Below are 18,779 nucleotides of genomic sequence, written 5' to 3'. Positions count from 1 at the left end.
ATGTGGGCCTGGCCGGCGTCGGGGGTGATGAGGGTGGAGAGGATCTTGACGGCGGTGGTCTTGCCGGCGCCGTTCGGACCGAGCAGGGCGAAGACCGAACCGGCCGGAATCCGCAGATCGATGCCGTCGAGGACGGTCTTGTCCCCGTACGACTTGCGCAGACCGACGGCGGAGACGGCGGTCGGCGACGGGTGACCGTCCACCGTACTGGTCATGGGCATGACAGAAGAAGGCATGGGGCCCTCCATTCGAAGGCTGAAGTAGGGGAGAGGGGAGAAGAGGGAGGGGGGGAGGGCGAGGCGTGGCGGTGATGCTCAGGCCTTGGCGCGGCGGATGTCGATGTTGCCCCAGCGGGTACGGGCGCGGACCTTGACGGTCTCCTCGGTCTCCTGCGGGGCCTCGGACGCGGTGAGCGTGTTGCGCACCTGCCCGCGGTCGGAGTTGACGTCGAGCCAGGCGGCGGTTCCCTCGCGGATGCCGACCTCGATGGAGCCGTAGGAGGCCTCCAGTTGGACGCTTCCGCGCATGACTTCGGCGACGCGCAGGGAGCCGTTGGTCGTGGTGCCGGTGACCGAAGCCTCGGCACGCGCGATGTCGACGCCGCCGTTGGCGCCGTTCACCCGCAGCTCACCGGTCACGGTGCCGACGGTCGTGGTGCCGTGGGAGTTCTTCAGGACGGCGGGGCCGTCGACGGTGCCGACACGCACGTTGCCGCTGCTGCTGGTGATCTCGGCCATGCCCTCGACCCGGTCGACGATGCTGGAGCCGTGCGACGCGGTCAGGTTCAGCGGGCCGGTGGTGTCGAGGCGGACATCGCCGGCCGAGGTCTTCACGCGGACCTCGCCGAGACGGCCCTCGCCGAGGACATTGGCCGCGGCGCCGGTCACGTCGACGCGTGAACCCGTGGGCAGTTCCACCGTCACGTCGACGGTACCGCCGCGGCCGAGCAGATTGGCCTTGGGCGTCCTGATGTTCAGGACGCCGCTCGCGTACGTGACTTCGGTCTGCTCCGCCGTCCGCACGTCCAGATCCTTCTTCGGGGCGCGGGGGCGTACCTCGACGACGGTGTCGAGGCGGTCGCCCGTGGTGAACTGGATGGAACCGGCGTACACGTACGCGCTGACGGTGATCGGTGCGGGAGTGTCGAAAGAAGGCATGGCTGTCCCGTCCTCTTGGGTCTTCGGGGCGTCCCCGCTGGTGGGACGTGGCGTGGATGAAGTGGTACGGGCGGGCGGTGCGGCTAGCGCACCCAGCCCGTGATGCTCTGTCCGACGGTCTGCGCCCTCTCGGTCGTACGGGGCCGGGTGCCGCCGTCGACCGCGGCCGACACGGCCCGCACCAGCCACGCGTTGACCGACAGGCCCTCGCGGCTCGCGGCCTCCTCGGCGCGGGCCTTGAGCTGCGCCGGCAGGCGCAGGTTGACGCGGGCGGTGCCGCCTTCGTCGCCCTCGGCCGGGGCCGGGAGGGGCTCGGCGGGCCCGGCCGGCTCCGCGGAGATGCCGCTGCCGGGGGGCGGCGGTGTCACCACGAAGTCGGGGTCGAGCCCCCGCAGCCGTACGTCGACCGAACCGGGGGCGAGTTCCCGGGTGATCTCGTCCGTCGCGGCGGAGAGCACGTTGAGCATGGTCAGCCGCGCCGCCGACTCCAGGGGAGCGGTGAGCCTCTCGGCAAGCTCGCGCGCTTCGTCGCCGCCTGCTTCGGCGGCCACCGCGAGTTCGCGGCGGAGGGTGTCGACATACGGGGTGAGGTCCATGACGCCATCATGGCACCAATGTGGCGCCGCTCGCAAGCTCCTTGGCGTCGCGCGCGCAGTGAAGTGGAAGGTTACTCCTCTGACCTGCGGAAACGAGGGGAAATTAGTGACGGAGGTCGTGGTGTGGTCCGAGCGTCGATGTGCCGTGTGGCGCGAAGTGGCGCCGTTTGGCGCCACCTGGCGCCATGTGGCGCCAGGTGATGTCACCGCGCCTCCTCGCTCCAGAAACCCGCGCGGGCGGGACGGCGGCCCGTACGGTTTCCTGGCGACGGCGACGGCTATGACTACGACAATGGCTGCGGCGACGCGACGGCTACGGCCGTCCGCCGGAGCGCTTCGGCAGGTGGGGGGACACCGCCCGGGCCAGCGCCAGCAGGCTCAGGCCGAACATCAGCACGCCCAGCGGGACGTGGAGCGACGGTATGTGGGCGATGCCCAGCACCACCTGCACCGAGGCGAGTGCGAGAAAGCCCGACGCGTACAGGATCGGGCGCGGTGACCCGCCGCCCGGCCGCCACGCCAGGATCGCGGCGAGCACGTACACCATCGACGCGCCGTACATCACGCGCGATCCGACGTCGTGCAGCAACGCGCCGAGCGACGAGGACAGCAGCATTCCGGCGGTGACCGCCTGGAAGGCGAGGGCCAGGGTCTGCAGGGCGATCGCGATCTGCGGGAACGTGAGTCGGCCCCGTACTGCCGTCGTCTGGATGGCCATGGGGTGGTCCCTCCTTCTGCCTCGCGGCGGTGGTTCGGTAGGGGATCAGTAGCGGATCGATACTGTCCCGGTGGTTCGACGACACAGGCCCGCGGAATGTGAGGCGGCGCGACAACGCCGTAATCCCGTGCGGTGTTTCGTCGAAGAGCCGGAGCGGAAGCGGACGAAAGAACGAGGGGGCGGCAGCGACCGTGAGCACTTCATCCGAGCCCGGGCTGAGCGAGCCCGGCCTGAGCGAGATCGTCGGGGAGCGGCGGCATCTGATCAATCTCGCCTACCGGCTGCTGGGTTCACTGGCCGAGGCCGAGGACGCCGTGCAGGAGGCCTATGCCCGCTGGTACGCGATGTCGCGGCGGCAGCAGGAGGCCGTCGAGTCGCCCGGCGCCTGGCTGACGACGGTGGCCACCCGCGTCTGCCTGGATCTGCTCGGTTCGGCGCGGGTCCGGCGCGAGCGTTACGTCGGCGAGTGGATACCCGAGCCGCTCCCCGACCGCTCGGAGTGGATCAGCGGTCCGTCGGGCGGCGGCGGCACGGAGCCGGCCGACCCCGCTGACCGCGTCACCTTGGACGAGTCGGTGAACATGGCCTTCCTCGTCGTACTGGAGTCGATGACGCCGGCCGAACGCGTGGCGTTCATCCTGCACGACGTCTTCCGGTACCCCTTCTCCGAGGTCGCCGAGATCGTCGGCCGTACGCCGGCGGCCTGCCGGCAGCTGGCGTCGTCGGCCCGTCGGCGTGTCCGCGCCGCACAGGAGCCGGCGGTTCCTGCAGCGGGTCGGTCAGGTCAGGCCGGTCTGGTGCGGCGCTTCAAGGAGGCGTGGGAGGCCAAGGACATCGAGGCCCTCGTCGGTCTTCTCGACCCCGGCGCCACGATGGTCTCCGACGGCGGTGGGCTGGTCGGCACCGTCCTCCACCCGGTCGAGGGCGGCGAACACATCGCCGCGTACCTGATCCACATCGCCACCAAGGCCCCCGGTCTGACGCTCCTGGAGCGGAGCGTCAACGGCCGCCCCGGACTCGTCGCCCAGCACCGCGGTGTCACGGCGACCGTGGCGGCGTTCAGCCTCGCGGGCGACCGCATCACCCGCATCTGGGCGGTCCGCAACCCCGAGAAGCTCCGGCGATGGACCGGGGGCGAACGGAACTGACGTTGTGTCACATGTGATTCCGGGCAGGAGTGTACGAACGTACTCTTCAGGGCGTGCGATCGTACGCATGGCGACGGACCACTTTGCTGATGACCCGCGCTCCCACCCGGAGCGCATGCTCGCGGGCGACCTCTACATCGCCGACGATCCCGAGATCGCCGACCGGCAGCGGCGAGCCATGCGGCTCGCCGCGCGCTACCAGGCCGCCTACCTGGAGGACCCGGTCGCGGCCCGGTCCCTCCTCGCCGAACTGCTCGGCTCCGCGGGCGAGGGCGTGGAGGCGCGCCCGCCCCTCTCCGTCGACTACGGCAGCGACATCACCCTCGGGGCCCGCACCTTCGTCAACTACAACCTGACCGCGCTCGACGTCGCGGCGATCATCACCGGCGAGGACTGCCGGATCGGCCCGAACGTCCAACTCCTCACTCCCACGCATCCGCTGGAGCCCCAGCCCCGGCGCGACAAGCTGGAAGCCGCCCGGCCCATCACGCTGGGGGACAACGTCTGGCTCGGCGGAGGCGTGCTTGTCTGTCCCGGCGCGACCATCGGCGACAACAGCGTCATCGGTGCCGGGGCGGTCGTCACCAAGTACATCCCCGCGAACGTCGTCGCCGTCGGCAACCCCGCCCGTCCTGTCCGCGACCTCTAGGACCGGCGTCATGGCCACCGGACACGCCGACCCGCACCGGCGCGAGCGCATCCTCGCCGCCACCCTCGACCACATCGCCGCCGAGGGCGTCGCAGGTGTCTCCCACCGCAAGATCGCCGCCCGCGCCGCCGTACCGCTCGGCTCGATGACCTACCACTTCACCGGCATCGACGACCTGCTCGCCCAGGCCTTCACGCGCTTCGCCGACCACCTCGTCACGGTCTTCGAGGAACACCTGAGCCGCGCCGACGGCGTCGACCAGGCGCGCGAGGCCGTCGCCGACCTCGTCCACACCGTCTCCGAGGGGGCGCGGCGCGACCTCGTCCTGACCCAGGAGCTCTACACCCTCGCCGCCCGGCGCCCCGAGTACCGCGAGCTGACGCAGGCGTGGATGCGCCGCGGCAGGCGCCTGCTGGAGCGGCACTTCGACCCCGGTACGGCGCGTCAGCTCGACGCGCTCATCGAAGGGCTCACGCTGCACCGGGCGCTCGACCCCGCACCGCACGACCGCCGTCTCACGATCGAGGCGGTCAACCGCATCACTGCCACTGCCACCGCCTAGCGGAGCCGGCGGTCCCCAGCAGCCTGTGGGAGCGCGAACCTGACAGCGCGCTCCCGCAGGCGTACCCCGCAGGCGTACCCTGCCACGCGCTCACCTGCGGGGATTCCGGTCCTGCCCACTCGGAGCGGTGCCGTCCCCGCGCCTGATCGCAGGGGAGCGCCGGGCGGAGCGTGACGGAGCGTGACCGTTCGATGTGCGCTTCGTGCTCGCAGGTGCCACGGTTGGTGTGTCCAACCCCCGTACTCACGAGGAGTGAGCAGCTGTGGCCAAGAAGACTTCGCCGAAGGACAGGGCCGGCCGACAGGCCAAGATGACGCCGAAGGGCAAGAAGCGCGCCGGAGCCGACGAAGCGGCCCGCACGCCCGAGCACCGGACGGCAGAGCGCGAGACCCGGACGACCTACAGCGAAGGCTGAGCACGTCCACAGTTCACCTCTGGAGGCGCACCCGACGACTGCCGACGGGTGCGCCTCGCGGTGTCCTGCCGGGTTCTTCGTCGTGCTGCCGTACGCGGCGTGCTGTCGTACGCGGCGATGGAGCCGCCCCCGGGCCTCCGCGCGCGCCGTTCAGTCGGCCCGCAAGCGGCTGAGGGCCGTCCGTACGATGGCCGCCGTCCCGTCGGGGACGCGGTCGGACACGACGACCCGGGCGAACGGCACGGACTCCGGCCGCAGGCCGACGCAGACCACTCCTCCCCACCGGGGGCGGAGCGCGACGAAGTCCTTCTCCCCGGCCACCTCCCGTACGCCGAGGGAGAGCACATCCGGAATCCAGAGGCCCCGGCCCGGCGTCCCGCGGAGCGGACGCCACCAGGACGGGTCGGCGTCCACGGTCTCCACGGCCCGGAGCGGCAGGTGTACGTTGCCCCGGCGCGCGAGCAGCTTCTCCCACCAGGTCAGCCGGACGATGAGCTCCTCCGCCCCGACCGCCAGACGTGCCATGGCCGATCCACCTCCTCACACGGCATGCCGCTGCCGCTCCGGACGGTGGGACCGGGGTCCGGTACTACGGCACGTCGGCCGGCGAGCAGTCGTTCTCCTGACCGTCACGCTACTGCCGCACGGCGTCGTCCTCCACCGCGTGGCGCGGCGGGCCGGCGCCGTCCCGAGGGTGTGCCGGTGGCCGGAGCGGGGCAGTGGCAGGACGCTTCCCCCGCCCGGTGACCCGTCCGGTGACCGGCGGGGGAGTCCGCCGCCGCGCCGGCCCGCGCTTCGCGTATCGGCACCAGTAGGGCGGGAATACCTCCCCTACACAGCCATCGCCGCCCTGCGGCTTTGGAATGAAGGGACTTCGCATGCCGTTGCCCGCGAACATGCCTCAGGAACCCCCTCCGGCCGTCGAGCCCGCCGGCCGGCCCCTCCTGGCGTCGGCCACGACCGCACGCGCCACGGGGATGCTGATGGCGGCCGCCCCCTGCTCGGCCGGCGAAGCGAGACGGATCCTGGCCGCCGCGGCGGACCTCGCCGGCGTCACCGTCCACGACCTGGCGGCCGCCGTGGCCGTGGCACCCGGAGGCACCCCCACGCCCGTACACGTCGAGCGCGCCCTGCGCCGCGCGGTCGAGGCGGCCCGTACCTCCGCCGCTCCGACGGCCCCCCCGGTCGGCCTCGCGCCGTCCCGGGAACGGACCGAGGAGGTCCTGACGCGGCTGCGCGGCTGCCAGGCCCGCCTGGCCGCCGCGCCCGAGGACCCGGCGGCGGTGCGGGCCATGGACGACGTCGCCTACACGATGTGCGTCCTGATGGGCCGGCCGACCACCTACGACGCCGTCCTCGCGGCGGAGCGCCACCTCGCCGCCCCGGTCCTCCGGCGCCCGAAGCGACGGGCCGGTCCGGGAGACGACCGCGACCCGGCCGGCCGGCCCGCGGTGAACGCGGAGCCGGAGGGCATGCCAGGGGGAGAGGAGGGCATCCGCGCGTAGAGGTCCACGGTGTACCGGGGACCGGTGAGGATCGGAGGAGCCCAGTGGTACTGGTGTCAGCGGATGTGATCGGCGCGCCCTGCTGGTTGAGTCTCGCGGCACGCGGCCGGGAGGCGGCGGAGCGCTTCTACGGGGCGGTTCTCGGGTGGACCTTCCGAGAGGGCCGGTTCGGCAGGGCCTACTCGGTGGCGGAGATCGACGGTGTGCCGGTGGCCGGGATCGGGGCGGTGGCCGGGGAGTTCGCCGTACCGGTGGCGTGGACGCCGTACTTCGCCGTCGACGAGGCCGACAAGGCCGTCGGGCGGGTGCGCGAGCGGGGCGGTACGGTCGGCGTGGGTCCCGTCTCGTTCCCCGCCGGCGGCCGGGCGGCTCTCGTGGCCGACCGGGAGGGCGCCGTCTTCGGGATCTGGGACGGGGACGTGCTGGCCGAGTGGAGCGTCGGCACGGAGAAGTCGCCCGCCTGGCTGGAACTCCATACGGCCAACGCGTTCGACGCCGCGCTCTTCTACGGCGAGGTACTGGGATGGGGCCAGGGCGGCAGCGACGGCTGCTGTGACACCTCGTACGAGGAGGACCAGGTCGTGCTCCGGCGGCGCGGACGCCCCGTCGCCCGGCTGAACAGCGGTCCGATCGAGCAGGCCGCGCCCAAACCGCAGCTCCGGCCGCGCTGGCTGGTCCACTTCCGGGTGCCCGACCTGGACGCGGCGGTCGCGCTCGCCCTGGAGAACGGCGGGAACACCGTCACGGGCCAGGACTGGGGCGGCGCCCGGCAGGTGACGCTGCGCGACCCCGACGGAGGGCTGTTCACCCTCGACCACGCGCCGAACGCGGCCTGACGGAACGGCCTGACGAAGCGGTCCGACGGAGCGGTCCGACGACGCGGACGGCGGGCGCCCCGGCGTTTTCAGGAGAGCCGAAAAAATTCGTGCCGAAAAGTTCGCGCGACGATGTCGAGAACGCGTGGCCGGCTTCGTCCCCGTGCTGGACGTGACCAGAATGGGTCGCACCAGACCGAGGAGAAGAACCACCATGGCCAAGTACCTGCTTCTCAAGCACTACCGAGGCGCCCCGGCCGCGGTCAACGACGTGCCCATGGACCGGTGGACGCCGGAGGAGATCTCGGCCCACATGCAGTACATGCACGACTTCGCCGCCAGGCTGGAGGGAACCGGAGAGTTCGTCGACGGCCAGGCGCTCGCCCCCGAGGGAACCTTCGTCCGGTACGACGGCGAGGGACGCCCGCCGGTCACCGACGGACCCTTCGCCGAGACCAAGGACCTCATCGCCGGCTGGATGGTGATCGACGTCGACAGCTACGAGCGCGCCGTCGAACTGGCCGGAGAACTGTCCGCCGCCCCCGGAGCGGGCGGAAAGCCGATCCACGAGTGGCTCGAGCTCCGCCCCTTCCTGACCGCGCCGCCCACCGTCACCGAGTGACCTCGGCTATGGACGAGGCCCTGCTCCGGAGCCTCACACCGAACGTCCTCGGGATCCTCGTCCGCCGCGGAGCCGACTTCGCGGCGGCCGAGGACGCCGTACAGGACGCGCTGGTCGAGGCGGTCCGCGTCTGGCCGGCCGAACCGCCGAAGGACCCCAAGGGCTGGCTGGTCACCGTGGCCTGGCGCAAGTTCCTCGACGCGACCCGGGCGGACACCGCCCGCCGCAGGCGCGAGGAGCTTGTCGACGCGGAGCCGGCGCCCGGACCCGGAGCCCCGGCGGACGACACCCTCCGGCTCTACTTCCTGTGTGCCCACCCCTCGCTGACGCCGTCGTCCGCGGTCGCCCTCACGCTGCGCGCCGTCGGCGGACTGACCACCCGCCAGATCGCCCAGGCCTACCTGGTGCCCGAGGCGACCATGGCGCAACGGATCAGCCGGGCCAAGCGCACCGTGTCCGACGTACGGTTCGACAGGACGGGCGACGTCGCCACCGTGCTGCGCGTCCTCTACCTGGTCTTCAACGAGGGCTACTCCGGCGACGTCGACCTCGCCGCGGAGGCCATCCGCCTCACCCGGCAGCTCGCGGCCGCGATCGACCACCCCGAGGTCGCGGGGCTGCTCGCCCTCATGCTGCTCCACCACGCCCGGCGCGCCGCCCGGACGGCGCCCGACGGCAGCATCGTGCCGCTCGCCGAGCAGGACCGCGACCGGTGGGACACCGCGTCGATCGCCGAGGGCGTGGCGATCCTGCAGGCGGCCCTCGCCCGTGACCGGCTCGGCGAGTTCCAGGCGCAGGCCGCCGTCGCGGCGCTCCACGCCGACGCGCGCACCGCAGGGGAGACGGATTGGGTGCAGATCGTCGAGTGGTACGACGAACTCGTACGCCTGACCGACAGCCCGGTCGTCCGGCTCAACCGCGCGGTGGCCGTGGGCGAGGCCGACGGACCGCGGGCCGGCCTTGCGGCGCTCGCGGCGGTGGACGGAACAGTGCCCCGCCACACCGCGGTGGCGGCGTACCTCCACGAGCGCGACGGCGACCTGGTGACGGCGGCACGGCTGTACGCCGAGGCGGCGGGGAAGGCGACCAACCTCGCCGAGCGTGACCACCTGACGCGGCAGGCCGCCCGGCTCAACACCCGCCGGAGCCGCTGACCGGTCACGGGCGCCGGACGATCATGATCATGATCACAGCCACGATCGCGGGCGCCGAGGGACGAGTCCTTCCCTTTTCGAGGGAGTGTCCACCGGTCGGGCAGCGGCGGCGGGAGCGCGTGCCGTCATGACGCCAGCGGCTCGCCGGGCGCTCCGGAAAGAGGCTGCGCGGGACCCGCCCCCATCGTCGTCGTGCCGGCCCAGCGCTTGTGCGCGGCCGGCTGGCACACCACACGGAGGCGCCGGTGCACCACCGCCAGCTCGCGCCCGTCGCCGTCGGTGAAGCGGCCCGTCAGCTCGTAGACCCCGCGGTGCGCCCGCCCCACCGGAAGCCGTTCCGGCGGCAGCCTGACCTCGTACGGGCCGCCGGTGCGGAAGCCGCCGAGGACCGTTCGTACGGTCGCGAGGACCGTCCCCTCGCGGACCCGGCTGTCCTCGAAGGCCACTCCCTCGATCTCCCGGCCGAGACGGAAGGTGAGGCCGACGCTCAGCACCGCTCCCTCCGGGACCTCGGGCGTCTCCGGCGCGTCCGCGCCCCGCAGGGACACCACCCGCCGGTCCGGCTCCTCCATGTGCAAGGAGATGTCCAACAGTTCGAAGTCCGCGTCCGTCACGACGGGTCACCGCCTTTCGGTACGGAGCCGGTCCACCCGGCCCGACCGGTTCGTCAGGGCATGCGCCACGAGTGCCGACGGACCCGGGACCGCTCTCCCGGCGGCCGGGGGACGGCTCGGCGATGCGTACGGGGAGTGCGCGGCGGTCTCGTCGTCGACGGCCCCGTGGTCACCATGGCCGGGGCCGCCGGAGGACACCCGGAGGGGGTACGGAGCGCCCGCCGGCACGTCGGGGGGCCGCGCGTCACGTCCCTCACCGGCGAAGTACCGGTCCGGGAGCGCGGGCGTGGCCCTGCGGGCGAGGGCAGCCGCCGTGGTGGAGAGCCCGTCCCCGTATCCCTCGCGCCGCGGATGGTGGGCGGCGTACAGGACGGCCCGGGCCACGTCCTCCGGCCGGTGGGCGCGCGGCACGGCACGCGGCCGGGGCAGAACCCGGGAGAACGGCGGGGGGCCGACGGCGGGCAGCCGGACGACGGTGACCGCCACCCGGCTGTGCGAACGGAGCAGTCCGAGACGGACCGCGGCCGTGAAACCGTCCACCGTGCGCTCCGCCCCGCGGGAGTCCGGCAGCCGCGGACCGGACGCCTCGCCCGGCGCGGGGACGACCTGCACGATCGTCCCGTACCCCCGGGGCCGCATGCTTCGCAGCGCCGCCCGGGTGCCGTTGACGCAAGCCGGATACGCCACGGCGGAGGTCTGTTCGCGCGCCACGGCCGAGGCGAGGGCAGCGTTCACCCAGACGTCGACGGGACCGAAACGGCTCTCGACGCGGTCCGCCGCGGCCTCCACCGCACGCGGCGCCGCCCTGTCCACCGGGACGACGAGAGGCGCCCCGCCGACTCGCCCGACCTCGTCGGCCGCCGCCTCCAGGCCCGCGCCGTCGCCGGCCAGCAGGGCGACCCGGGCCCCGTACGCGCGGGCGGTGGCCCGTCCGACCCCGGCGCTCGCCCCGGTGACGACCACGGTCCGTCCCTCGAACGGCCCGGCACCACACCGGAGGGCGTGGATCACCGCCAGTCCCTCCAGGAAGGAGACCGCATCGGACGCCCGGATCATGGCCTCGCTCCTTCGTCTCGGCCGTCTCGGCCGCCTCGGCCGGGTCTTCCGCCGAGGCCGCTCCTCCCGGCGCGTCTTCACCCACCGGGCCGCTCCACCGCCCTTCGTCGCCGTGCCACTGCCCCGGCGGTCGCCGAACATGCCCGGCGCGCCCGAAGGGGGTGGAATGCCCCGCCCGGGGTAGTCGCGGGCCGCGGGACCCCGGACGAGAGGAGAGGACCATGAAGCTCCTGACCATGGGGGTCGAGGAAGAGTTCGTCCTCGTCGACCGGGACAGCCGCGCGCCCGTCGACCGCGCCCCGGAAGTGATCGCGTCCGCCGCCCGCGGCCTCGGCGACCAGGTGCAGCACGAGTTCTTCAACGCCCAGATCGAGACCATCTCCCGTCCCACGGCCTCGGCCCCGCACCTCCGCGACGAACTCGTCCGGCTGCGCGCGGCGATCGGCGCCGCCGCCGACGCGGAGAACTGTCTGCCGGTCGCCACCGGCACCCCCGTGGTGCCGCCCGAGCGGCCCCTGACCGTCACCGACACCGACCGCTACCAGCGCATGGCGTACCGCTTCGCCTCCCGCTTCAGCCCGGTCGACGGTCTGGTCTGCGGCTGCCACGTCCACGTCGGGACGCTCGACCGCGAACTCGCGCTCGCCCTCTCCCGGCGGATGGCGCCCTGGCTGCCCGTGCTGCAGGCCGTCACGGCGAACTCCCCCTTCGCGAGGCGGTGCGACACGGGCTTCGACAGCTGGCGCTCGGTCGAGTACGCGAAGTGGCCCACCGTCGGGCCGGCACCCGACCTGGACGAGGCCCGGTACCTGGCCCACGTGGCCGAGCTGGTACGGACCGGGACCCTGCTGGACCGGCGGATGGTGTACTGGCACGCCCGGCCGTCCGAGCACGTGCCCACCCTGGAGATCCGCGTCGCCGACGCCAACGCCGACGTGGACACGGTCGTCATGCTCGCGGCCCTCGTCCGCGGACTGGCCACCACCTTCCTGGCCGACGAGCGCGAGGGCCGGCCCGCGCCGCGCGTCCCCCTCCGGAGGCTCCTCCTCGCGCACGACCTCGCGGCCCGGCACGGACTCTCCGGATACGGCATCGACCCGTGCACCGCCCGGGAACGGCCGGCCGTCGAACTCGTCGACCGGCTCGTCGAGCGGGCGCGCCCCGGTCTCGACCTCGCCGGTGACACCGAGCAGGTCCTCCGCCAGTGGCGCCGTGTCCGCGCCCACGGGGCCGGGGCGGCCCGGCAGCGGGCCGTCTACCGCCGCCACGGACGGTGTACGGACGTGGTGGACGCCCTCGCGGCCCTGACGGCAGCGGCGTGAACGGGCACGGCCCTCAGCCGGCCGGGGAGACTCCTGCTCGGCCGGGACGGCCTCTCTGGGGCGGCCTCCCTCGGCGGAGGCTTCCCCCCGGGGCGGTCTCCCTCGGCCGGGGCTTCCCCACCCGGGACGGCCCCGCCCGCGTACGGAATCGCCCCCACCAGCCGGGATCGCCTCCGCTCGTACGGGACGGCCCGTACCTGAGCTGAACCTCCCGGCCCACGGAGGCGGCGCGATCCGCGCGGCTCCGTGGCCGAGCCCCGTCAGGGCCCCGGTCGGCCGAATACCGCGCGCGTGTCGGGCGAACCTCAGGACCGGGGCGTGGTCCGGCGGGCCCTCGGTGGTAGGTCGTTCGCCATGCAGCCAGGCACATCTCCGACGGTGACCCCCTTTCTTCGCACGGCCGCCGCCTACGCGTGGCGGCTGCTGATCGTCGGCGCCCTCGTCTACAGCCTGTTCGCGGTGCTCGGACGCTTCCACGAGATCGGCGTGGCCGTGTTCCTCGGCCTGGTGATCACCGCGCTGCTGCGTCCCGTCGCCGACGTGGTGGCCAGGGGACTGCCCCGGCCGGCCGCCGTCGCCCTCACCCTCCTCGGGAGCATCGCGCTCGTCCTCGGCGCGCTCGCGCTGGTCGGCGAGGCGGTGGCGGGCGAGCGGACGACCCTGGTACGTGAGTTCCGTGAGGGCATCGGCCGGATCGAGGACTGGCTCGAGCGGCCGCCGATCCGGATGGACCCGGGGGCGCTCTCCGACCTCCAGGCCAAGGTCGGCGATTTCCTTTCCAGCCACCGTTCGACCCTGGTCAGCGAGGCGCTGAGCGGCGCCGGCCATGTGGTGGCCGTCCTGACCACGCTGGCCCTCGCGCTGTTCTGCGCGGTGTTCTTCGTCCACTCGGGCGACCGGCAGTGGGCCTGGTTCAAGGAACAGCTGCCCCGCTCGGTCCGTGACCGGGTGGCGATCGGCGGGCGTGCGGCCTGGCGCACCTTCACCGGCTACACGCACGGCATCGTGCTGGTGGCGGCGGTGAACGCGGTGCTCGTCGGAGTCGCGCTGTGGCTCCTCGGCGTTCCGCTCGCGGTGCCGCTCGCCCTGCTGGAGTTCCTGGCCGCGTTCGTCCCGCTGATCGGCTCGCCGATCGCCCTCACCGTCGCCGCCGTCGTGGCCCTGGCGTCGCAGGGCCCGATGGTCGCCCTGATCGTGGTCGCCCTGATCGTGGTGATGGGCCAGATCGAGGGGCACCTGCTGCACCCGCTCGTCATGAGCTGGGCCGTCCGGCTCCATCCGCTGGTGGTGGCGATCTCGGTCATCGCGGGCTCGATCGCCGCCGGCATCGTGGGCGCCGTGGTGGCGGTGCCCTTGGTCTCGGTGGTCTGGTCGGTCCACACGGCGCTGCGGAAGGCCCGCGGGTCGGCGGCGGACGTCTGACCTGCGCGGGGACGAGACGGCCGGGGCGCGCAACGGGCCCCGGATCCCGGTGGGTCGTTGTGCGGGGTCTTGCGCGGTGCCGCGGGCCTCTCTACTCTCCCGGCCAATGGTTAGGAATATTTCCTAACCATTGGCCATGGAGGGAAAGGGAGTTCTCATGCGACGACGAAGCGTCTCGCTTCTCGGGCTCGCCGGCCTGCTGACGTTGCCCCTGACGGTGATGCCCCAGGCACAGGCACAGGGACCGGCACAGGCGCAGGGGCGGGCACAGGCGCAGGCCGCCGACGGCCTCGTGTCCACCGGAAAGGCGGTGACGGCCTCGTCCGTCGAGACCTCGGCCTTCGGGCCCGGTCTCGCGGTGGACGGCAACACGGCCACCCGCTGGGCGAGCCTCGAAGGCGTCGACCCGCAGTGGATACGGATCGACCTCGGAGCCACCCACACGATCTCCCGCGTCAGACTCAACTGGGAGGACGCGTACGGGAAGACGTACCGGATCCAGACCTCGGCCGACGGCTCCACCTGGAGCGACGTCTACTCCACCACCGCCGGCGACGGCGCGACCGACGATCTGACGGTCTCCGGCAGCGGCCGCTACGTCCGGATGTACGGCACCGGGCGCGGCACGCCGTACGGCTACTCCCTCTGGGAGTTCGAGGTGTACGGCGCGCCCACCGGCGGCGGAGGCGGCGGCGGGACGGCCGTCCCCTTCGGCAGCCACCTCAGGCCCTACGCCGCCGGGACGCTCAGGCCCTCCGGCTCCCAGGCCGTGATCGACCAGAAGGTCGTCGACTACTACAACAGGTGGAAGGCCGCCTTCGTCCGGCAGAACTGCGGCAACGGCTGGTACCAGGTCATCTCCCCCGACGCCGACCACCCGTACGTCGCCGAGGCGCAGGGCTACGGCATGGTCGTCACCGCCACCATGGCCGGCGCCGACCCCGACGCCAAGAAGATCTTCGACGGCCTCGTCAAGTGGAAGATCGACCACCCCTCCTCCATCAACCCGAACCTGCTCGCCGCCGAACAGGACGTCTCCTGCAAGAGTGTCAACGGCGGTGACGGCGCCACCGACGGCGACATGGACGTGGCCTACGGCCTGCTCCTCGCCGACAAGCAGTGGGGCAGCACCGGCACCTACAACTACAAGGACCTCGCGCTCAAGCACATCGCCGCGATCAAGAAGGACGAGCTCAACCCGACGACCAGGCTCCTGAAGCTCGGCGACTGGAGCAGCTCCGGCGACCAGTACTACTACATCTCCCGCACCTCGGACTGGATGGTCGACCACTTCCGCGCCTTCCGTACGGCCTCCGGGGACACCACCTGGGACGCCGTGCGCACCGCGCACCAGACCCAGATCTCCCGGCTCCAGTCGACCTACGCCTCCGGCACCGGACTCCTCCCCGACTTCGTCGTCGACACCAACACCACGCCCAGGCCCGCCCCGGGCAAGGTCCTGGAGGACGTCAACGACGGCGCGTACTGGTGGAACGCCTGCCGCACCCCGTGGCGCATCGCCGACGACGCCGTGACCAGCGGGGACGCCACCTCGCTCGCTGCCGCCCGGAAGCTGAACAGCTGGATCAAGACGAAGACGGGCGGAGACCCGAACAAGATCGCCATCGGCTACAAGCTCAACGGCACCCAGATCTCCTCGGGCAGCGAGGCCGCCTTCTTCGCCCCCTTCGCGGTGGCGGCGATGACCGACCCCGGCAGCCAGGCCTGGCTCGACGCCCTCTGGAACAAGATGCTGGCCACCCCGATCGACACCAGCAGCTACTTCTCCGCGAGCATCCAGCTCCAGGTCATGATCACGGCCTCAGGCAACCACTGGGTCCCGTAGCCGCGCGGACAGCGCCCTGAGGCAGCCGGACAGGGCCGCCGTGGTGCCGCCGAGCGGGAACCGGGCGGCGAGCTGCCCGTCAGGGCGTACGACGAAGCCGGTGGCGCCGCCGGGGAGATAGAGCCGCTCGAACTCCCCGGCGGCGTCCCGGTACGCCGGAACGCCGGCGGACGGGAGAGCGGCCCGCGCGGGCCCGCCGGCTTCCCGGGGCAGCACCGCGAGGACGGTGAAGGGATCCGACAGGCCGTCGCAGGCCCGCGCCGCGTCCGCCGCCGCCCCGGCCAGTGCGGCGGCATCGGCCCCGTACAGCAGGACGACGTGCCCCGGGCGCCCGCGCAGGACGTCGAGCAGGCGCAGCGGATGGGTGGCGATCGGTGTGGTCAGACCGGTGCAGTCCGGGGCCCGGTCACCGGGCTGCGGCGCGTCGGGCGGGCCGTACGGGACACCGGAGAGCGGGCCGTCCCGGTAGCCGACGAGGAGCTGGGCCTCGCGGAGGAGCAGGGTCCGCCGGTCGTCGGGGTCGTTCTCGATGCCCTGCCTGGAATGCCGGACGGTACGGCCGACGACCTCCTCGCCCACCGGGCGGCGCTCCGCGTCGTAACTGGCGAGCAGCGCGGGCCCGGCCTCGCCGCGCACCACGAGGGCGAGCTTCCAGCCCAGGTTGACGGCGTCCTGGACACCGGTGTTCATGCCCTGCGCGCCGGTGGGCGGATGGATGTGGGCCGCGTCGCCCGCGACGAAGACCCGCCCCACGCCGTAACGGCCGGCGATCCGGTGGCTGATGCGGAAGACCGAGGACCAGCGAAGCCCCGAGAGACGGGTGGGGCGCGGAGCCAGCCGGTCGACGACGGCCTGGAGGCGGGACAGGTCAGGGCCGTCCCCGCCCGCGAGACCGTGCTCCACACCGCCCGGGACCTCCCCGCTCCCCGCCGGGCCGGCCAGGTCGGGCGGGACCCTCATCGACATCCGGTAGCGTCCCGCTCCCGGCAGCGGGACACAGACCAGCACGTCGTCGGTCGAACCGTCGGCGGCACGGTGCTCCGAGCGGAGGGCGTACCCGGCAGGCACGTCCCAGTCGGTCTCGGCCACCACGTCTCCGAGCATGTACGCCTCAGGGAACGCACCGCCCTCGTACGAGAGGCCCAGCGTCTTGCGGACGACGCTGTGCGCGCCGTCACAGCCGATCAGATAGCGGACCCGCAGCTCCTCGGCGGCCCCCGACGCGGTGCGCAGACGCGCGGTCACACCGTCCGGGTCCTGGTCGAACGCGACCAGTTCGGTGCCGCGTTCGACGACCGTCCCCAGCCCGGCGGCGTACTCCTCCAGGAGGCGCTCGGTCTCGTACTGCGGCAGCGCGGCGAACCCGTACGGCACCTCGGGAGGCAGTTCGAGCTCGGTCCGCGCCACCTCACGGCCGTTGACGTAGGTCAGTTGGCCGCGCATCGGGACGGCGGCCTCGAGCACGGCGCGGACCAGACCCATCCGGTCCCACAGCTCCAGGGTGCGCGGCTGGATCCCGACCGCCTTGGCGTACGGCAGCCGGGCCGGCAGCCGGTCGACGAGCCGGCAGCGCACGCCGTGGCGGCGGAGCTCCCCGGCCGCGCTCAGACCGACCGGTCCCGCGCCCACGATCAGGACATCGGTGGTGGTGCCGGTGTGCGCCACGGGTGCCTCCCAGGTCTGCGCCGGCCTCCGTTCGAGCCCCGTACTCATGGTCACCCGCGACCACGGGTTCGGCCAGCCGTACGCCCGGCTCCTCGCCCCCACCACAATCGCGATTCCCTTTAGGGGGGCTTTAACGGGGACGTGGAGGATGGCGCGTCCTCGCGGGCGCTCGGACGTCCGCCGTCCCGAAAACAGGGGGCCCCATGCTGCCCGCGTTCCCCATGTCACGCCAGTGCCCGTACCATCCGCCCGCCGGCTACGACGAGCTCCGTCAGAACGGGCCGCTCGCCCGGGTCCGGCTGTACGACGGGCGTACCGCCTGGGCCGTCACCGGGTATGCCGAGACCCGGAGGCTGCTCGTCGATCCGCGGTTGTCCTCGGACCGGTCCCGGCCGGACTTCCCCGTCCTCGTGCCCCGGATGGCCGCCGCCAAGCTCGTCGCGCTCGTCGGGACGGACCCGCCCGAGCACGACGTCCAACGCCGCATGCTCATCCCGAGCTTCACCGTGAGGCGCGTCAACTCGCTGCGCCCGGCGATCCGTCGGACCGTCGTGGACCGGATCGAGGGGCTGCTCGCCTCCGGGCGCCGGGAGGCCGACCTCGTCCCGGAGTTCGCGCTCCCGGTGCCGTCCACCGTCATCTGCGAACTCCTCGGAGTCCCGTACTCGGACCACGAGTTCTTCGAGGAACAGACCCGGCGGATGCTCCTCGCCACCAGCACCGCCGAGGAGGCGGCCGAGGCCGGCGGGGCTCTCGTCCGGTACTTCGACGAGCTGATCGAAGGGCGCTCGGACGAGCCCGGCGACGGGCTGCTGGGCGAACTCGTCACCGACCGGCTCAGGACCGGTGAGCTGAGCCGGGAGGAAGTGGCCTCCATCGCCATGTTCCTCCTTGTCGCCGGCCACGAGACCACCGCCAACATGATCGCGCTGAGCATCCTCACCCTGCTCGAGCACCCCGAGCAGCTCGACCGGCTCCGCGCCGACGAGCGCGCCGTGGGCGACGCCGTCGAGGAGCTGCTGCGGTTCCTGTCCGTCGCCGACGAGCTCCAGCGCGTCGCCGCCGCCGACATCGAGATCGCGGGATACGTGATCCGGGAGGGCGACGCGGTCTACCTGCCGAACGCCGCCGCCAACCGTGCGCCGGAGGTCTTCCCCGACCCCGACACCCTCGACCTCGGGCGCGGCGCCCGCGGCCACCTCGCCTTCGGATACGGCATCCACCAGTGCATCGGGCAGAACCTGGCCCGCGCCGAGCTGGAGATCGCCCTGTACGAACTGGCCGTACGCCTCCCGGGGCTGCGTCTCGCCGAACCCGTGGAGGGGCTCGGCGCGAAGCCCGGCGGCTCGGTGCAGGGGATCCTCCGGCTGCCCGTCGCCTGGTAGGCCCGCCAGGACCGTGCGAGCGGCGGGGGGGGGGGGGGGGCCCCCCCCCCCCCCCCCCCGCCGCCGCCCCCCGGGGGGGGAAAAAAACAAAACAACCCCCAACACAAACATTTATTAGTTGTGTGAGA

At 73.0% G+C, this 18,779-nt stretch carries 20 protein-coding genes; 12 read left to right on the top strand and 8 right to left on the bottom strand.

The features are described 5' to 3' along the window. The 4 genes from ACFWUY_RS38395 to ACFWUY_RS38380 all read right to left on the bottom strand — a co-directional run. A partial coding sequence (locus ACFWUY_RS38395) for an ATP-binding cassette domain-containing protein (RefSeq protein WP_384121031.1) occupies positions 1 to 236 on the bottom strand: 236 nt, incomplete at its 3' end. Between the two features lie 78 nt (positions 237 to 314). Then, entirely contained in the window at positions 315 to 1,157 is an 843-nt protein-coding gene (locus tag ACFWUY_RS38390) for a DUF4097 domain-containing protein (RefSeq protein ID WP_384121029.1), read from the bottom strand. 83 nt (positions 1,158 to 1,240) lie between these two features. Next, positions 1,241 to 1,753: a toxin-antitoxin system HicB family antitoxin gene (locus ACFWUY_RS38385; RefSeq protein WP_384121027.1), complete on the bottom strand. Its 513-nt coding sequence runs from the start codon at positions 1,751 to 1,753 to the stop codon at positions 1,241 to 1,243. Between the two features lie 313 nt (positions 1,754 to 2,066). Continuing rightward, positions 2,067 to 2,471, bottom strand: coding sequence for a hypothetical protein (locus ACFWUY_RS38380; protein ID WP_384121025.1), 405 nt, complete (start codon positions 2,469 to 2,471; stop codon positions 2,067 to 2,069). Positions 2,472 to 2,662: 191 nt separating this feature from the next. Here ACFWUY_RS38380 and sigJ point away from each other — a divergent pair, with 191 nt between their 5' ends. The 4 genes from sigJ to ACFWUY_RS38360 all read left to right on the top strand — a co-directional run bounded on the left by sigJ (position 2,663) and on the right by ACFWUY_RS38360 (position 5,245). Continuing rightward, positions 2,663 to 3,619 (top strand): RNA polymerase sigma factor SigJ, encoded by a 957-nt coding sequence (sigJ, locus tag ACFWUY_RS38375; RefSeq protein ID WP_384121023.1) that lies wholly within the window; start codon positions 2,663 to 2,665, stop codon positions 3,617 to 3,619. Between the two features lie 67 nt (positions 3,620 to 3,686). Further along, positions 3,687 to 4,268 carry a sugar O-acetyltransferase gene (locus ACFWUY_RS38370; RefSeq protein ID WP_384121021.1) on the top strand — a complete coding sequence of 194 codons (582 nt, stop codon included), beginning with the start codon at positions 3,687 to 3,689 and terminating at the stop codon, positions 4,266 to 4,268. Between the two features lie 10 nt (positions 4,269 to 4,278). After that, positions 4,279 to 4,830, top strand: a complete 552-nt coding sequence (locus tag ACFWUY_RS38365) for a TetR/AcrR family transcriptional regulator (RefSeq protein WP_384121020.1) — start codon at positions 4,279 to 4,281, stop codon at positions 4,828 to 4,830. 262 nt (positions 4,831 to 5,092) lie between these two features. Next, the gene (locus ACFWUY_RS38360) at positions 5,093 to 5,245 is read left to right on the top strand and encodes a hypothetical protein (RefSeq protein ID WP_384121018.1); all 153 of its coding nucleotides are present in this window, start codon (positions 5,093 to 5,095) and stop codon (positions 5,243 to 5,245) included. Positions 5,246 to 5,395: 150 nt separating this feature from the next. Here the strand turns inward: ACFWUY_RS38360 and ACFWUY_RS38355 are convergent, their stop codons facing one another. Then, the gene (locus tag ACFWUY_RS38355; RefSeq protein ID WP_384121016.1) at positions 5,396 to 5,770 is read right to left on the bottom strand and encodes a hypothetical protein; all 375 of its coding nucleotides are present in this window, start codon (positions 5,768 to 5,770) and stop codon (positions 5,396 to 5,398) included. A gap of 353 nt (positions 5,771 to 6,123) precedes the next feature. Here ACFWUY_RS38355 and ACFWUY_RS38350 point away from each other — a divergent pair, with 353 nt between their 5' ends. From ACFWUY_RS38350 to ACFWUY_RS38335, 4 genes are all read left to right on the top strand, one after another. Beyond that, positions 6,124 to 6,750, top strand: coding sequence for a DUF5133 domain-containing protein (locus ACFWUY_RS38350; protein ID WP_384121014.1), 627 nt, complete (start codon positions 6,124 to 6,126; stop codon positions 6,748 to 6,750). Between the two features lie 44 nt (positions 6,751 to 6,794). Beyond that, entirely contained in the window at positions 6,795 to 7,586 is a 792-nt protein-coding gene (locus ACFWUY_RS38345) for a VOC family protein (protein WP_384121012.1), read from the top strand. A gap of 193 nt (positions 7,587 to 7,779) precedes the next feature. Further along, positions 7,780 to 8,187, top strand: a complete 408-nt coding sequence (locus ACFWUY_RS38340) for a YciI family protein (protein WP_384121010.1) — start codon at positions 7,780 to 7,782, stop codon at positions 8,185 to 8,187. An 8-nt stretch (positions 8,188 to 8,195) separates the two neighbouring features. After that, positions 8,196 to 9,341: an RNA polymerase sigma factor gene (locus tag ACFWUY_RS38335; RefSeq protein WP_384121033.1), complete on the top strand. Its 1,146-nt coding sequence runs from the start codon at positions 8,196 to 8,198 to the stop codon at positions 9,339 to 9,341. A 125-nt stretch (positions 9,342 to 9,466) separates the two neighbouring features. Here ACFWUY_RS38335 and ACFWUY_RS38330 read toward each other — a convergent pair whose 3' ends face one another. Then, positions 9,467 to 9,955: a hypothetical protein gene (locus ACFWUY_RS38330; protein WP_384121008.1), complete on the bottom strand. Its 489-nt coding sequence runs from the start codon at positions 9,953 to 9,955 to the stop codon at positions 9,467 to 9,469. A 6-nt stretch (positions 9,956 to 9,961) separates the two neighbouring features. Continuing rightward, positions 9,962 to 11,011: an SDR family NAD(P)-dependent oxidoreductase gene (locus ACFWUY_RS38325; RefSeq protein ID WP_384121006.1), complete on the bottom strand. Its 1,050-nt coding sequence runs from the start codon at positions 11,009 to 11,011 to the stop codon at positions 9,962 to 9,964. A 221-nt stretch (positions 11,012 to 11,232) separates the two neighbouring features. On the opposite strand from ACFWUY_RS38325, the gene ACFWUY_RS38320 reads away from it, so the two are divergent. The 3 genes from ACFWUY_RS38320 (at position 11,233) to ACFWUY_RS38310 (ending at position 15,601) form a co-directional block, all read left to right on the top strand. Next, on the top strand, positions 11,233 to 12,333 hold the full coding sequence (locus ACFWUY_RS38320) for a glutamate--cysteine ligase (protein WP_384121004.1): 1,101 nt from the start codon (positions 11,233 to 11,235) through the stop codon (positions 12,331 to 12,333). Between the two features lie 354 nt (positions 12,334 to 12,687). Beyond that, positions 12,688 to 13,755 (top strand): AI-2E family transporter, encoded by a 1,068-nt coding sequence (locus ACFWUY_RS38315; protein ID WP_384121002.1) that lies wholly within the window; start codon positions 12,688 to 12,690, stop codon positions 13,753 to 13,755. A 157-nt stretch (positions 13,756 to 13,912) separates the two neighbouring features. After that, the gene (locus ACFWUY_RS38310; RefSeq protein WP_384121000.1) at positions 13,913 to 15,601 is read left to right on the top strand and encodes a glycosyl hydrolase family 8; all 1,689 of its coding nucleotides are present in this window, start codon (positions 13,913 to 13,915) and stop codon (positions 15,599 to 15,601) included. Here the strand turns inward: ACFWUY_RS38310 and ACFWUY_RS38305 are convergent. Continuing rightward, positions 15,578 to 17,266, bottom strand: a complete 1,689-nt coding sequence (locus ACFWUY_RS38305; RefSeq protein WP_384120998.1) for an FAD-dependent monooxygenase — start codon at positions 17,264 to 17,266, stop codon at positions 15,578 to 15,580. The genes ACFWUY_RS38310 and ACFWUY_RS38305 overlap by 24 nt on opposite strands. Before the next feature lie 203 nt (positions 17,267 to 17,469). Here ACFWUY_RS38305 and ACFWUY_RS38300 point away from each other — a divergent pair, with 203 nt between their 5' ends. Next, positions 17,470 to 18,651, top strand: coding sequence for a cytochrome P450 (locus tag ACFWUY_RS38300; protein WP_384120996.1), 1,182 nt, complete (start codon positions 17,470 to 17,472; stop codon positions 18,649 to 18,651). Positions 18,652 to 18,779: the final 128 nt, after the last annotated feature.

It is taken from the genome of Streptomyces sp. NPDC058664 (assembly GCF_042716635.1).
Classification (GTDB): domain Bacteria; phylum Actinomycetota; class Actinomycetes; order Streptomycetales; family Streptomycetaceae; genus Streptomyces.
The sequence above is the reverse complement of the archived record's forward strand: the minus strand, read 5'-3'. Positions and strand labels throughout refer to the sequence as shown.